Annotated in this window: 15 protein-coding genes and 1 tRNA gene; 5 read left to right on the forward strand and 11 right to left on the reverse strand. The window is 66.3% G+C overall.

The window, feature by feature from the left end:
- Positions 1-186 precede the first annotated feature (186 nt).
- The 6 genes from QM612_RS02550 to QM612_RS02575 all read right to left on the reverse strand — a co-directional run bounded on the left by QM612_RS02550 (position 187) and on the right by QM612_RS02575 (position 3,883).
- Complete coding sequence (locus QM612_RS02550; RefSeq protein WP_415252330.1) at positions 187-600, reverse strand: helix-turn-helix domain-containing protein; 414 nt, start codon at positions 598-600, stop codon at positions 187-189.
- Complete coding sequence (locus QM612_RS02555; RefSeq protein ID WP_415252331.1) at positions 588-869, reverse strand: type II toxin-antitoxin system HigB family toxin; 282 nt, start codon at positions 867-869, stop codon at positions 588-590. The genes QM612_RS02550 and QM612_RS02555 overlap by 13 nt, the downstream gene beginning before the upstream one ends.
- A gap of 61 nt (positions 870-930) precedes the next feature.
- On the reverse strand, positions 931-1,833 hold the full coding sequence (locus QM612_RS02560) for a cobalamin biosynthesis protein (RefSeq protein WP_415252332.1): 903 nt from the start codon (positions 1,831-1,833) through the stop codon (positions 931-933).
- Between the two features lie 10 nt (positions 1,834-1,843).
- Positions 1,844-2,767 (reverse strand): NAD(+) diphosphatase, encoded by a 924-nt coding sequence (nudC, locus tag QM612_RS02565; protein ID WP_415252333.1) that lies wholly within the window; start codon positions 2,765-2,767, stop codon positions 1,844-1,846.
- Positions 2,767-3,138: an iron-sulfur cluster insertion protein ErpA gene (gene erpA, locus QM612_RS02570; protein ID WP_415252334.1), complete on the reverse strand. Its 372-nt coding sequence runs from the start codon at positions 3,136-3,138 to the stop codon at positions 2,767-2,769. Before erpA ends, nudC begins: the two co-directional genes overlap by 1 nt.
- 31 nt (positions 3,139-3,169) lie before the next feature.
- Positions 3,170-3,883 carry a DUF6776 family protein gene (locus QM612_RS02575; RefSeq protein ID WP_415252335.1) on the reverse strand — a complete coding sequence of 238 codons (714 nt, stop codon included), beginning with the start codon at positions 3,881-3,883 and terminating at the stop codon, positions 3,170-3,172.
- Between the two features lie 100 nt (positions 3,884-3,983).
- Between QM612_RS02575 and QM612_RS02580 the strand changes: the two genes are divergently transcribed.
- The 3 genes from QM612_RS02580 to QM612_RS02590 all read left to right on the forward strand — a co-directional run bounded on the left by QM612_RS02580 (position 3,984) and on the right by QM612_RS02590 (position 8,707).
- The gene (locus QM612_RS02580; protein WP_415252336.1) at positions 3,984-4,565 is read left to right on the forward strand and encodes a DUF4126 domain-containing protein; all 582 of its coding nucleotides are present in this window, start codon (positions 3,984-3,986) and stop codon (positions 4,563-4,565) included.
- Positions 4,566-4,724: 159 nt separating this feature from the next.
- A complete protein-coding gene (locus QM612_RS02585; protein ID WP_415252337.1) occupies positions 4,725-6,437 on the forward strand; it encodes an EAL domain-containing protein in 1,713 nt (570 codons plus the stop codon).
- A 44-nt stretch (positions 6,438-6,481) separates the two neighbouring features.
- Entirely contained in the window at positions 6,482-8,707 is a 2,226-nt protein-coding gene (locus QM612_RS02590; protein WP_415252344.1) for an ATP-binding protein, read from the forward strand.
- Between the two features lie 34 nt (positions 8,708-8,741).
- On the opposite strand, the gene bfr is transcribed toward QM612_RS02590, so the two are convergent.
- The 3 genes from bfr to queD form a co-directional block, all read right to left on the reverse strand.
- Entirely contained in the window at positions 8,742-9,215 is a 474-nt protein-coding gene (bfr, locus tag QM612_RS02595) for a bacterioferritin (RefSeq protein WP_415252338.1), read from the reverse strand.
- Between the two features lie 126 nt (positions 9,216-9,341).
- Positions 9,342-9,545, reverse strand: coding sequence for a (2Fe-2S)-binding protein (locus QM612_RS02600; protein WP_415252339.1), 204 nt, complete (start codon positions 9,543-9,545; stop codon positions 9,342-9,344).
- An 83-nt stretch (positions 9,546-9,628) separates the two neighbouring features.
- The gene (gene queD / locus QM612_RS02605; RefSeq protein WP_415252340.1) at positions 9,629-9,982 is read right to left on the reverse strand and encodes a 6-carboxytetrahydropterin synthase QueD; all 354 of its coding nucleotides are present in this window, start codon (positions 9,980-9,982) and stop codon (positions 9,629-9,631) included.
- Positions 9,983-10,152: 170 nt separating this feature from the next.
- On the opposite strand from queD, the gene QM612_RS02610 reads away from it, so the two are divergent.
- Positions 10,153-11,094 (forward strand): ribokinase, encoded by a 942-nt coding sequence (locus QM612_RS02610; protein ID WP_415252341.1) that lies wholly within the window; start codon positions 10,153-10,155, stop codon positions 11,092-11,094.
- A gap of 214 nt (positions 11,095-11,308) precedes the next feature.
- On the opposite strand, the gene QM612_RS02615 is transcribed toward QM612_RS02610, so the two are convergent.
- Both QM612_RS02615 and QM612_RS02620 read right to left on the reverse strand, forming a co-directional pair.
- Positions 11,309-11,701, reverse strand: coding sequence for a phasin family protein (locus QM612_RS02615; protein WP_415252342.1), 393 nt, complete (start codon positions 11,699-11,701; stop codon positions 11,309-11,311).
- A gap of 142 nt (positions 11,702-11,843) precedes the next feature.
- Positions 11,844-12,419: an RNA pyrophosphohydrolase gene (locus QM612_RS02620; RefSeq protein ID WP_415252343.1), complete on the reverse strand. Its 576-nt coding sequence runs from the start codon at positions 12,417-12,419 to the stop codon at positions 11,844-11,846.
- Between the two features lie 118 nt (positions 12,420-12,537).
- Here QM612_RS02620 and QM612_RS02625 point away from each other — a divergent pair.
- A tRNA-Met gene (locus tag QM612_RS02625) sits at positions 12,538-12,614 on the forward strand.
- Positions 12,615-12,666: the final 52 nt, after the last annotated feature.

Raw genomic sequence — 12,666 nt, forward strand, 5'->3', positions numbered from 1 at the left:
AGCCTGCAGTTCATCCATCTGGCCTTCCTGGCGCTATTGCTCAGAAGACTTTGAACAGGCTCTAAGGAAGGCCTGAACAAGCCGTCATTCCGGCGAAAGCCGGAATCTAGCTCTTTGGTAAGTCATTGAAAAAGCTGGATCCCGGCTTTCGCCGGGATGACGTTTCAGGAGTTGTTCAGAGCTTCCCTAATGCGTGGTTTCCACACGCGGGATGAACAAACCCGCGCCAACGCCGAACCGCCGGCACAGCTGGGTGATCTGCCGCACATTCAACTGACGCTTGCCAGCCAATACCTGCGACACCACGCTCTGGTTACCAATCTCCGGCAATTGCGACTGGGTCAGGTTGTGCTGCTCCATCAGGAACCGCACCACCTGCGCCGGCGCGGCATCCGGCACCGGGTAGTCACGCTTGTCGCGCACTTCGATCAGGTCAGCCAGCAGCAGGAACAGGGATTCCATCTCGCCGCCCGGCCCCGCCTGCCCACTCTCCACCACCGCATCCGCCAGTGCGACCAGACTGTCGTAATCACCGATACCTGCCGCCTTGCGGAAGGCCGCGAAGGACTTGTTCACCTTCTCGATGTTCATGGTCGCCATTTGTCGTACTCCTTGTGCGTCAAGACGTGTTTGACATAGCAGATGCGCGCCGGGAAATGCACGAAGGCGATCACGCGCCACTTGTTGCCGCCGACATCGAACACATGGAAATCCCCCGCCTTGTCCACGCTGCCAAACGTCCTTTTCAGCTCGGCGTGGTTGGCGAAATCACGGGTTTCCATCACCTTGCGCCATACCTGCAAAGATTCGCCGGCATCGGGGTGCGCCTCGGTAAAAGCCAGGAGCGCACGGTTGGAGATCACGCGCATGAGCGCACTATTGCACTATGAAATATTTATTGCAATACGCAATTAAACGCCACCGCACGCCTTACCCCACCCACCCCGCCACCACGAACAGGGCGATCACCGCCAGCCACAGCACCAGCACGCGCCATGCAAGGTTCATGGCGTCGCGCAGTTCGGGCAGGTCGCCGAACACTTCCGCAAGCGCGGTGGACGCCGGGATACCGGATTCGGTGTAGTCGGCCACTTCCTCGGCGATGTCGCTGCGCACGCTGGCACGGGCGGCGGCGGACAGGACACGGGTGCGCAGGCCGAAGGCGCCTTCCTCGCGCCATGCCGACAGCACGCTGTCGAAGTTGCCGACCAGTGCCAGTGCCAGTGTCATCAACTGGGTGACCGGCCACTCGATCAACGCAAGCCAGCCGCGCGCACCTTCCAGCGTGTCGTGCGGAACGGCATTGGTATCCTGCTCCGCCGCCAGCACGCCAAGGCGATACAGCAGCGCGCCGAACGGGCCAAGCAGCAGGAACCAGAACAGCGGGCCAAACCAGCGATGCAGCGCGTTGCGGAACACCGCTTCCACCAGCGTGCCGCCCTCCATCTGCGGCGACACGCCCGGCGGCCACAGCGCAGCGGCTGCAGTGCGCCGCGCCATCGGATCGGGTGCATCCAGTACCGCGGCAACGTCGCGGTCGAGATCGCGCGGCCCCCAGCAATACGCCAGCACCGCGATATCGAACAGCAGGCCGACGAAACCCCACAGCGGCTTGTCCAGCGCAACCTGCAACAGGCCGGTGACCAGCAACGGCACCGCGAATGCCAGCGCGATGCCGTAACGCCCACGCCAGAAGCTGCCTTCCGGGAACTGCGCGTTCAACCATTGCAGCCAGTTGCGGAACCAGCCGTACTGGCGCAGGCCGGCAGCAAGGCCGGGGCCAAGGTGGCCGATGGCCAGCGCGACGATGACGGCAAGGAGGGTGGCAGCCATGCCGAGGATTCTAGCCTTCGCGCCGCTGTGCGTCGTGCTCGTCCAGCCATGCGCGGATGACGTGGCGGGCAATCGAAATGGGTGACGACAGCACGATGCCTTCGCCCTCGGCGTCCGCCTGCGCCCAGTCACTGGCAAGACCTGCGCGCACTTCGTCCGCCGTGAACCAGCGCGCGTCTTCCAGTTCATCGCTAGCCTGCGGCGTGTCCGCGTCGGCGCGGGCGATGAAGCCCAGCATCAGCGAGCCGGGGAACGGCCACGGTTGCGAGGCGAGATAGCGCGCGGTGTGTGCATGCACGCACACGCCGGTTTCTTCCATCACTTCGCGGGCAACGGCCTGCTCCAGCGTTTCGCCGGGTTCGACGAAGCCGGCGACGACCGACCAGCGCCGCGCCGGCCAGCTTGCCTGCCGGCCCAGCAGCAGGCGCTGCCCGTCGGTGATGGCGGCGATGATGGCCTGATCGGTGCGCGGGTAATGTTCGCTACCGCAGGCGTCGCATCGTCCCAGCCAGCCTGCACGAACGAAGCGCAGCATGCCGCCGCATGCGGCGCAGTAACGATGCCGCTGGTGCCAGTGCTGCAAGGCGCGCGCCTGCGCGAACAAGCTGGCCTGCCATGCCGGCCATTGCGATGCGGCGCGGCGCAGGTCGATGCGCGCGGGCGCATGGATGGCGAGCGTGCCGGCTTCGGCAAAGAACCATGCACGACCATCGCGCAGGCCAAGGAAGGTGGCGATGCCAGGGCCACCGCCAAGCATCGCGCCATCGATGTCGAACAATGCGTTTGATCCATCGGCCAGCGCGCGGCCGTCGGCATCCAGTGCGATCACGCCTGCATCAGGCCACAGCGCGGCGAGCGCATCGGCGTCATCGCGCAGATGATCGGCGCGATCCAGCGCGCCATCGACGAAGGCGAACGGCGAGGCTTTCGCCATCACACCGTGAACGACGACCCGCAGCCGCAGGTGGTCTTGGCGTTCGGGTTGCGGATCACGAACTGCGCGCCGGCCAGCGACTCGCTGTAATCCACGGTCGCGCCCATCAGGTATTGCAGGCTGAGCGGATCGACCAGCAGGGTCACGCCGTCGGTGACGATGGCAAGGTCGTCCTCGTTCTGGCCTTCGTCGAACTCGAAGCCGTACTGGAAGCCGGAACAGCCGCCGCCCTGGATATACACGCGCAACTTGAGCGCGGCATTGCCCTCTTCGTCGATCAGTTCGCGCACCTTGGCGGCGGCAGCGGCGCTGAACAGCAGGGGCGCGGGCGGCGAGGCCGGCGTGGCGGCATGGGTTGCGGCGATGTCCATCCGTGCAGGATGGGGCGCGGGCGGCGCTGATTCAACCTTCGGCAGGCGTGCTGGCTGCGGGAGCTGCCGCCTCGCTCCAGGTGAAGCTCTGCTCCACCGTCACCCCGGACACCGGCACCAGCCGCACCAATACGCGCACCGGCTTCACCCCCGGCGGCAGCACGATATCGCCTTCGACCTGCTGAAAATACTTGAACGAATAATCCACGCTTGGCGCGGCCTGCTGCTGGCGCAAGGTGGCCCAGTCCAGCTTGCGCATGCGCCCGTCCTCGCTGACTTCCAGCACCAGTTGCAGCCGCCCCTTGTTGACCGCGCCCCGGTTCAGGTTCTGGGTCAGGGTGGCGACGAAATGCCAGAGCTGCGGGTCGCGCTGCGGCTCCAGCTTCAATGCATGTACGTTGAGGCCATGGCGCTGTGCGGTGGCACCAACGAAGCGCTCATAGAAGGCGATGTCGGCGCGCAGGCCGGCGATTTCCTCGTCACGCTCCGCCAGCGTGCCTTGCAGGTCGGCATTGGCCTGCCGGCTGATCTGGTCGGAGCGGGTCAGGGTGACCACCTGCTGTTCCAGCTGGTCGATGCGGGCTGCCTGCTCGCGCAACTGCTCGGCGGCATTGACCGGCTGCGGGGCGAAGCTGCGCCACGCGCCCCAGATGCCCAGCAACAGCGCCACCGCGACCAGTACCGCCAGCGCGGCGCGCGGATGGCCCTTGCCCGCCTGGCGGAAGAATGACGTGGGGTTCGGCATCCCTTTGGTATCGCATCCGGCTTAAGCCTGCGTCAAGCCGCAGCGCCGTATAGACTGCCGCGAAGACGCCCATCCGCTGGCGTCGCGCAGGGGACCGTAAGTGGATCAAGCACATGTGTTCGCCATCGGCATCCTGCTGGCCTGGCTGGCCGGCATCCGTGCCTACCTGACCGTGTTCGGGGTGGGGCTGGCCGGCATCATGGGCTGGCTGGACCTGCCCGAGGCCTTGCAGGCCACGCAGTCGCCGTGGGTGCTGGGTACCTCCGCCGTGCTGGCGGGGGCGGAGTTCTTTGCCGACAAGATTCCGGGCGTGGATTCGGTCTGGGATCTGCTGCAGACCCTGCTGCGGGTGCCTGCGGGCGCGTTTCTTGCGGCGGCGGCGATCTCGCCGGACGGCGAACTCGGCACCGGGATGCTGGCCGCTGGTGCCGGGGTGGCGCTGACCAGCCATCTGGTCAAGGCCGGCTCGCGCGCCCTGCTCAACACATCGCCGGAGCCGGTCAGCAACTGGGCGGCATCGGCCACCGAAGACGCCGCCGTGGTGGGCGGGCTGGCGCTGGCCTTCAGCCATCCGTGGCTGGCGCTGGGCATCGTCGTCACCATCAGCCTGCTGTTCGCGCTGACCGTCTGGTGGCTGTGGCGCGCGGTGGCAAGGCGGTTGCGCGGGCCGCAGCCGGGCTGATTTTCGTCCGGATGGCCGCATCCGGGCGTCATTTGCGTCAAAATTGAGGGAAGCGCCATTTCCAGCGGCGCTTGCAGGGGATTCCATGAACAGTTTCGCCGCCCGTGCCGGCACGCGCCGCGCATCGGCACCACTGTCGGCCCAGACCGGGGCACGGCCATGAGTACCGAACAGGGCGGCAGCACGCCGGCCCCGGCAACCGCCGTGGACGCCGATCCGTTCCGCGTGCTGATCGTCGAGGATGACCGCAGCCAGGCCGTGTTTGCCGAGGCGATCCTGCGCGGCGCGGGCATGGTGGCCGAGGTGGTCGCCATGCCCGAACGCATGATGGCCGCGCTGGAAAGCTTCAATCCCGATCTGGTGCTGATGGATCTGCACATGCCCGGTGCCAGCGGCACCACGCTGACCGCGCAGATCCGCGAACATCCACGTTTCTCGCATACACCGGTGGTGTTCCTGACCGGCGACCAGGATCCGGAACGCCAGCTGGAAGCACTGGAACACGGCGGCGACGACTACATCCTCAAGCCGGTGCGTCCGCGCCACCTGATCGCAGCCGTGCAAAGCCGCGTCCGCCGCGCGCGCGCACTTGGCAGCCGCAAGCAGGCCACGCCCGAACTGGAGCGTCACCCCGTCACCGGCCTGCACACACGCCCCGTGCTGATGCAGGCGCTGGCTGCGCAACTCGATGCCGGCGAAGGTGCCGCGCTGTTGCTGGAAATGGGCAACGCGGTGGCACTGCGCAACCGCTACGGCTACGCCGGGTTCGAAGACCTGATGAACGAGGCCGGTCGCCATCTCAATACGCTGGCCGCGCAGCACAGCGCCGCGCGCCTGAGTGACAACGCCTTCATCGTGCTGGCAAGAAGCAGCGATCCGGCATCGCTGGAAAGCTGCGCACGCAGCCTGCGCGACGGCATCGGCCATCGCAATTTCAGCGCCGAAGGCGAGCCGGTGCGGCTGCGCTGCAGCATCGGCTACACCAGCCTCGCGCACGGCTTCGCCGATACCGGCGCTGTGCTGGCGGCGACCGAGGAAGCCCTGCGCAACGCACGCAGCAACCCCGCCGGCATCGCCCTGCACGTCCCGGTGGAAACCACGCTGGCGGGCGGCATCGCCGACGAATTGCGCTCCGCGCTGGCCGATGGCGTGGAAGGCCGGCTGCATCTGGCATTCCAGCCGGTGGTGGCGGTGTCCGGCGGCAATGATGCGCAATTCCAGGTGCTGGCGCGGATGCGCGATGCCGAAGGCAACGAGCGCCAGGCGCGCGACTTCCTGCCGGTGGCGCAATCCAGTGGCTTGATGCCGAAGCTCGACCGCTGTGTGATGGAGCAGGCGCTGGCGCTGCTGCAAAAGCGCCGCGCAGAAGGCAGGCCGGTACGGCTGTTCGTCTCGCAGTCGCCGCCCACGCTGGCACAAGACAGCTACGCCAGTTGGCTGATGCAGTCGCTGGAACGTGCGAACGTCGAAGGCACGTCGCTGGTGATCGACCTGCGCCTGGACGATGCGCTGGTGCATTCAATGCTGCTGCGCAATTTCTGCGAACAACTGGTGCCCACCGGCACCCAGTTCTGCCTCAGCCAGTACCGCCACGGCACCGAAGCCGACCTGCTGCTGCAGCAATTGCCGCTGGGCTACCTGCGGCTTGCCGCCGACTTCGCGCGGCAACCGCAGCCGCAGGAACTGCGCGACGAAATGCGCAGCGTGATCGACCGCGCGCACCGGCTTGGGCTGCAGGTGATCGGACAGGCGGTGGAAGACCCGCAGGCGGCGGCAGCGCTCTGGATGGGCGGCATCGATTTCATCCAGGGCAATCTGGTACAACGGGTTGACGAGGCCCTCGACTTCGACTTTCAGCACGCCACCTTGTGAACCAGGACGATACCCGCGGCTTCAACCTTCTCACCGCGCGCTGGCTGGCGCTGGGCGCGGCGGCGGGCGCAACCCTGGCACTGGTGGTGGATCGCATCGGCGTGGCAGGCCCGTGGCAACTGGCCGCGCTGATCCTGGCATTGCTTGCGCTGTTTGCCACCACCGCGATGGCCTTCGCCGTTCACCAGCGCGAAGCGCAACTGCAGGAACACGCGGAACAGGCGCGGCGCGGCGCGGACCGGATCAGTGCGCTGCAGCGCGAGATCGACCGCCACACCCAGCTTGAGGACGAGCTGACACATGCCAAGCAGGCGGCGGAATCGGCGGTGATGGCAAAAGGCGAGTTCCTCGCCACCATGAGCCACGAAATCCGCACCCCGCTCAACGGCATCGTGCCGATGCTGGATCTGCTGTCGCACACGCGGCTGGCACCTGACCAGCAGGAACTGCTGAAGACCGCCACCGCCTCGGCACAGCAACTGCTGCGGATCGTCGATGACATCCTCGACTACTCCAAGCTGGAAGCCGACCGCCTCGATCTGGAAACCACCGGCTTCAACCTGCGTGAGGTGCTGCAAAGCGTCATCACCCTGATGGAGCGCCCGGCGGAAGCCAAGGGCCTGCGCCTGCAACTGAACATCGACAATTCGGTGCGCCTGCCGGTGCGCGGCGACCCGGTGCGCCTGCGCCAGATCCTCAGCAACCTGATCAGCAATGCGGTCAAGTTCACCGAGCGCGGCAGCGTGTCGCTCAATGTCAGGCGCACCGGCGAAACCGCCGCGCAGCACCAGTTGCGCTTCGAGGTGAAGGACACCGGCATTGGCATCGACAAGGCCGCACAGGACAAGCTGTTCCATGCGTTCACCCAGGCCGACACCTCCACCACACGCCTGTACGGCGGCACCGGGCTGGGGCTGGCGATCTGCCGGCGCATCGTCACCCTGATGGGCGGGCGCATCGGGGTGGAATCCGAGGTCGGGCGCGGCTCGACATTCTGGTTTGAAATCCCGCTGCTGAAGGTGCAGGGCGACATGCCCAGCCAGCAGGAAGACCTGCACGGCGGGCGCGTGCTGCTGATTACCACCGACCAGCGCCTGCGCATGCGCCTGACCATGCTGCTGCCCAACTGGGGCCTGCGCGTGACCTCGGTGGAAACCACCCACGACGCGCTGGAACGCCTGCGTCAGGCGACCGCGCAGGGCGAGCCGTGGGCTTATTCGGTGGTGCTGGCCGACCTGTCCAGCATCCGCAGCACCGCGCTGTCGCTGGCGCGCAACATGGAACGCAAGAATCAGTATGGCGATGCACGTTTGGTCTATATGCGCAGTGACGAAGTGACCTCGCTGGACCTGCCGGTGTCGGCCACCGTGATCCCGCGCAACGCCGAGGACGCCGACCTGCGTTCCGTGCTGTCCGCTTCCGGCGTGTCATGGGCGCGCCATGAGCAGCACCCCGCGCCTGCAAGTGAGCCGGAAGCACAGGAAGCGCCACGCAGGCCGCGCCTGCTGCTGGTCGAGGACAACCCGGTCAACCTGATGGTGGCGCAGCGCCTGCTGGAAGTGATCGGCGTGGAATGCGACACCGCCGGCAACGGCCAGGCCGCCATCGAGAAGCTGGAGGCCGATGCCAGCTACGACCTGGTGCTGATGGACTGCCAGATGCCGGTGCTGGACGGCTACAGCGCCACCCGCCGCTGGCGCGAACTGGAGCAACAGCGCCGCGCCGCGCGCCGCCTGCCGATCGTGGCGATGACCGCCAACGCGATGGCCGGCGACCGCCAGAAATGCCTGGACGCCGGCATGGACGATTACCTCGCCAAGCCGGTGACCCGCTCCGACCTCGAACAATGCATCACCCGCTGGAAGGGCACCCGCATGGCCGTCCCCGACACCCTGCCGCCGGCTGAGGAACTGGCCGAACGCCTGCCGCCGGTGATCGACACCCGCGTGCTGGACGAATTGCGCGAAGTACTCGGCGACGAGGTGGACAAGATCGTCGCGGTCTATCTGGAAGACACGCCGCGCCTGATCGCACAGCTGGAACGCGCGGCAGTGGCCGATGACCCGATTGCGCTGCGGGTGGCCGCGCACACGCTGAAATCCTCAAGCGCCAATGTCGGTGCCACCACGCTGTCGAATGCCGCGCGCGATCTGGAACACGGCGCACGCGACGGCACCCTGACCAAGCCGGGATCGGCGGTGGCGCGGATCGTCGGTGAATTCGCGCAGGTGAAGGCGGCGCTGCAGGCCGCACAACCACGACAGGATTGAACGCTGCGTCTGATCGACGCAGCGCGCGCCGGGATCAGTCCTTCTCGATCTGCTGGGCCAGGTAGTTCTGCTCGCCGATGCGCTCGATCAGCGACAGCTGCGTCTCGATCCAGTCGATGTGTTCTTCCTCGGAATCGAGGATGTCGGCAAACAGCTTGCGGCTGACGTAATCGTTCACCGATTCGCAATGCGCAATCGCATCGCGCAACAGCGGAACCGCCTCCATCTCCAGCGCCAGATCGGCGCGCAACACTTCCAGCGGGTTCTCGCCGATGCGCAGGCGACCCAGCGCCTGGAAGTTCGGCAGGCCATCGAGGAACAGGATGCGCTCGGACAGTTTGTCTGCGTGCTTCATCTCGTCGATGGACTCGCGGTATTCGTGTTCGGCCAGTTCCTTCAGGCCCCAGTTCTTCAGCATCTTGGCGTGCAGGAAATACTGGTTGATCGCGGTCAGCTCGTTGTAGAGCGCCTTGTTGAGAAACTCGATGACCTTGGCGTCGCCCTTCATGGCTGCGCTCCGTTGAGGATGGACGCACGCACTCTAGCGTTTGCGCACACGCCATGACGGAACGCGAATCGTCCTCAACTCAACTCTCGATTCGGGCCGTGCAGACAGCGCCGCCCACAGGCCGGATCAGGCAGCCTGCGCCAGTACCAGCAGCGGCAGTTCGCGGCGGCTGCGGGTTTCCTCAAGGATTTCTGCTGCCAAGCCCACACAGGAACCGCAGTTGGCACCCGCGCCGGTGCGCATCGTCAATTCCGACACCGAGGCACAGCCTTGCGCCGCGATTTCGCGGACTTGCTGCTCGGTGACTCCATTGCAGATGCAGACGTACATCACACCACCTTCGGACGGATGCTGCGATCTAATCGCAAACGCGAATGATTGTCAATTTGTGCCGACGAGCGGCGCGGGGCGGTTCAGCCCCGGTAGCGGCAGCCGGAGGTGCAGGTTTCGTGCACCACCACCTCGGACAGCAGCGGAACACGGGGTTTCATCTGCGCCCAGATCCACATCGCCAGACGTTCGCTGGTCGGGTTTTCCAGCCCCGCGATGTCGTTCAGATAGTGGTGATCCAGCGCATCGTGGACGGGCTGGAATGCCGCCTTCAGCTCGGCGAAATCCATCACCCAGCCGGCATGCGGGTCGGGCTCGCCGGATACATGCAGTTCGATGCGGAAGGAATGCCCGTGCAGGCGCGCGCATTTGTGCCCGTCCGGCACGTTCGGCAGCCGGTGCGCGGCTTCGATGGTGAAGACCTTGTAGATATCCATGCGTGCATGGTCGCATGCGCGGCCTGTGCCGGCACGCCGCATTGGCGGTGGGAAGAGACTGCGCGCACAATCGGCATCCTGATGCTGCAACACCTGCCCAACGACAAGCCCGGCGACCTGCCCCGCGTGGCCAAGGCGTTCTACAACAAGGTGCAGGAGGTCATTGCGCCATGAGTGCATCGCGTAGCGGCGTGCTGGTGGCGGGTTCGGCCAACCTCGACTTCGTGGTGCGCGCCCATGCCATTCCCGCGCCCGGTGAAACCGTGCTGGGCCGCGACTTCATGACCTTCCCCGGCGGCAAGGGTGCCAATCAGGCGGTGGCCGCCGCGCGCGCGGGCGGCGCACAGGTGGCGATGCTGCTGGCGCTGGGCGATGACCCGCCGGCACAGGTGCTGGAAGCCTCATTGCGCGATGCCGGCGTCAGCCTGCACATCCGCCGCCAAACCGCGCTGCCTACCGGCGTGGCCTTCATCTGCATTTCCGATGATGCGCACAACGCGATCACGGTGGCACCCGGCGCGAACGAGGCGCTGACGCCCGCCGACCTGCCCGCGCTGGACGGCATCAGCCACCTGCTGCTGCAACTGGAAACGCCGCTGGACACGGTGACCGTCTACGCCGAACAGGCGCGTGCTGCGGGCGTGACCGTGGTGCTCAATGCTGCCCCGGCGCGGGCACTGCCGGCGCGACTGCTCGCGGCTACCGACGTGCTGGTGGTCAACGAAGGCGAACTGGCGATGCTGGCGGGCGATGCCGGCAGCATCGCCGATGCACTGCGCCGGCTGCCGGTGGCGCGGGTGGTGGTGACGCTTGGCGAAGCCGGCTGCGTGGCGCGCGATGGCGATGCCTTCCTGCTGCAACCGGCATTCGCCATCGATGCCATCGACACCACTGCGGCCGGCGACACCTTCTGCGGCGCGCTGGCAGCGTCACTCGCGCGCGGTGATGCGCTGGCAGCGGCTTTGCGCGAAGCCAGCGCGGCCTCGGCACTGGCCTGTACCGCGCTGGGCGCGCAGTCCAGCATCCCCACGCGCGCAGCCGTGCAGGCACTGCTCGCGCAACCAAATGCTTCCGACGCAGCCGCCACGCTGGCGCAACGCTGCGGGCTGTAGATTGTGTCGAGCGACCAAACCCTTCGCCGCACCGGTGCTGGGGCAGCACGACCGGCAGGTGCGCGAAGCCGTGGAAGCCACGGCCCGCAATACCGAGGCAACGGAAGCCTAGATCGAACACAAAAAAACCCCGCAACCTGGGGCTGCGGGGTTTGGAGTCGCGGGGCGGTGGGAGGGGAACGCCCGCGACGGTCGAGCTTGTTGCGTGGTTTGCTTACTTGGTCTTCGAAGCAGCCTTGGTGGCCTTTTCCACTTCGGCCTTGACCTGGGTGCTGGCCTTCTCGAACTGACCCTTGGCCAGCGAGCCGATGGCTTCGTTGGTCTTCAGGGTGTTGGCGAACACTTCCTGCACGGTGCCCAGGGTGCGCTCGGCGTTGGCGCGGGCCACCTGCACGCCCTTCGGCCACACGGCCTTCAGGCCTTCGGCGTCGCGCACTTCGATCAGCTCGCCCGCAAAGGCGAAGCCGGCGTTGATGTTCTCTTCGATGGCCGAAAGGTTCAGGCTGAACGCCTTCTCGGCATTCTCGAGGGCCAGACGGTTGACGTTGGCGGCAACGTCGGCGAACTGGGCGGCGGCCTTGGTGAACTGCTCGTTGAACTGGTACATGACGGTCTCCTGCGAATATGCCGGCAGGGAGTGCCGGTTTGTGCGGTGCAGCATAAAACCGCTTTTGTTGCGATGCAACATCGGCCCGATAAACGGTCGCCGCCTGTTCAGGATTTGCGCCAAAACGCACCTGGCAACCCGCTCATGGGCTGCCCGAACCACCGCCGGAATGCCGCCTGCGTGCAGGCTCGGGCCGGCGTGGCCGCGCTTCCGGTGTTGCCTGCGGCACCGCCTGTGCTCCGGCAATCGCCCGTGCAAGCGGGGCCAGATGCTGCAAGGCGCGGGCATACACGCCGCGCTTGAAGGTGACGACATGCTCCATCGGGTACCAGAAATCGACCCAGCGCCAGCCGTCGAACTCCGGCTTGTCGGTCAGATCCAGTTGCAGGTCGGCCTCGCTGCCCTTGAAGCGCAGCAGGAACCACACCTGCTTCTGGCCGATGCAGACCAGCCGGTCGTGATGGCGGATCGCGCGCGGTGGCAGCCGGTAGCGCAGCCAGCCCGGCGTCGCACCCAGCACTTCGACGTGTTCGGGCAGCAGGCCGGTTTCCTCGCGCAATTCGCGATACATCGCCTCCAGCGGCGTCTCGTCGGTGTTCATCCCGCCCTGCGGGAACTGCCAACCATCCCGGTGCACGCGGCGTGCCCAGAACACCCGGCCATCGTCGTGCATCAGCACGATGCCCACGTTGGGGCGAAACCCGTCCGGATCGATCACGATGCGGACTCCTAGAATCTACTGGTTCCGACTCTGCCAGCCCGGCACGCGGGCGGCAAGCAATTCCCGGAAGATTGACGCGCATGCCCGTGGCATGAATAATTCGCGGTTCCGCGTCGGCTATGTAGCTCAGCCGGTTAGAGCACAGCACTCATAATGCTGGGGTCGGTGGTTCGAGTCCACCCATAGCCACCACACTGGCGCAGCACGCAACCCCGCGCGACCGCGGGGTTTTTCGTTTCGGTGG

This window comes from Thermomonas sp., assembly GCF_047606765.1.
Lineage (GTDB): Bacteria > Pseudomonadota > Gammaproteobacteria > Xanthomonadales > Xanthomonadaceae > Thermomonas.

Excerpts from the sequence above, each read along its gene's own strand:
- QM612_RS02550 (WP_415252330.1), bottom strand. The coding sequence starts at position 600 with ATGGCGACCATGAACATCGAGAAGGTGAACAAGTCCTTCGCGGCCTTC.
- QM612_RS02555 (WP_415252331.1), bottom strand. The coding sequence starts at position 869 with ATGCGCGTGATCTCCAACCGTGCGCTCCTGGCTTTTACCGAGGCGCAC.
- QM612_RS02560 (WP_415252332.1), bottom strand. The coding sequence starts at position 1,833 with ATGGCTGCCACCCTCCTTGCCGTCATCGTCGCGCTGGCCATCGGCCAC.
- nudC (WP_415252333.1), bottom strand. The coding sequence starts at position 2,767 with ATGGCGAAAGCCTCGCCGTTCGCCTTCGTCGATGGCGCGCTGGATCGC.
- erpA (WP_415252334.1), bottom strand. The coding sequence starts at position 3,138 with ATGGACATCGCCGCAACCCATGCCGCCACGCCGGCCTCGCCGCCCGCG.
- QM612_RS02575 (WP_415252335.1), bottom strand. The coding sequence starts at position 3,883 with ATGCCGAACCCCACGTCATTCTTCCGCCAGGCGGGCAAGGGCCATCCG.
- QM612_RS02585 (WP_415252337.1), top strand. The coding sequence starts at position 4,725 with ATGAGTACCGAACAGGGCGGCAGCACGCCGGCCCCGGCAACCGCCGTG.
- bfr (WP_415252338.1), bottom strand. The coding sequence starts at position 9,215 with ATGAAGGGCGACGCCAAGGTCATCGAGTTTCTCAACAAGGCGCTCTAC.
- QM612_RS02600 (WP_415252339.1), bottom strand. The coding sequence starts at position 9,545 with ATGTACGTCTGCATCTGCAATGGAGTCACCGAGCAGCAAGTCCGCGAA.
- queD (WP_415252340.1), bottom strand. The coding sequence starts at position 9,982 with ATGGATATCTACAAGGTCTTCACCATCGAAGCCGCGCACCGGCTGCCG.
- QM612_RS02610 (WP_415252341.1), top strand. The coding sequence starts at position 10,153 with ATGAGTGCATCGCGTAGCGGCGTGCTGGTGGCGGGTTCGGCCAACCTC.
- QM612_RS02615 (WP_415252342.1), bottom strand. The coding sequence starts at position 11,701 with ATGTACCAGTTCAACGAGCAGTTCACCAAGGCCGCCGCCCAGTTCGCC.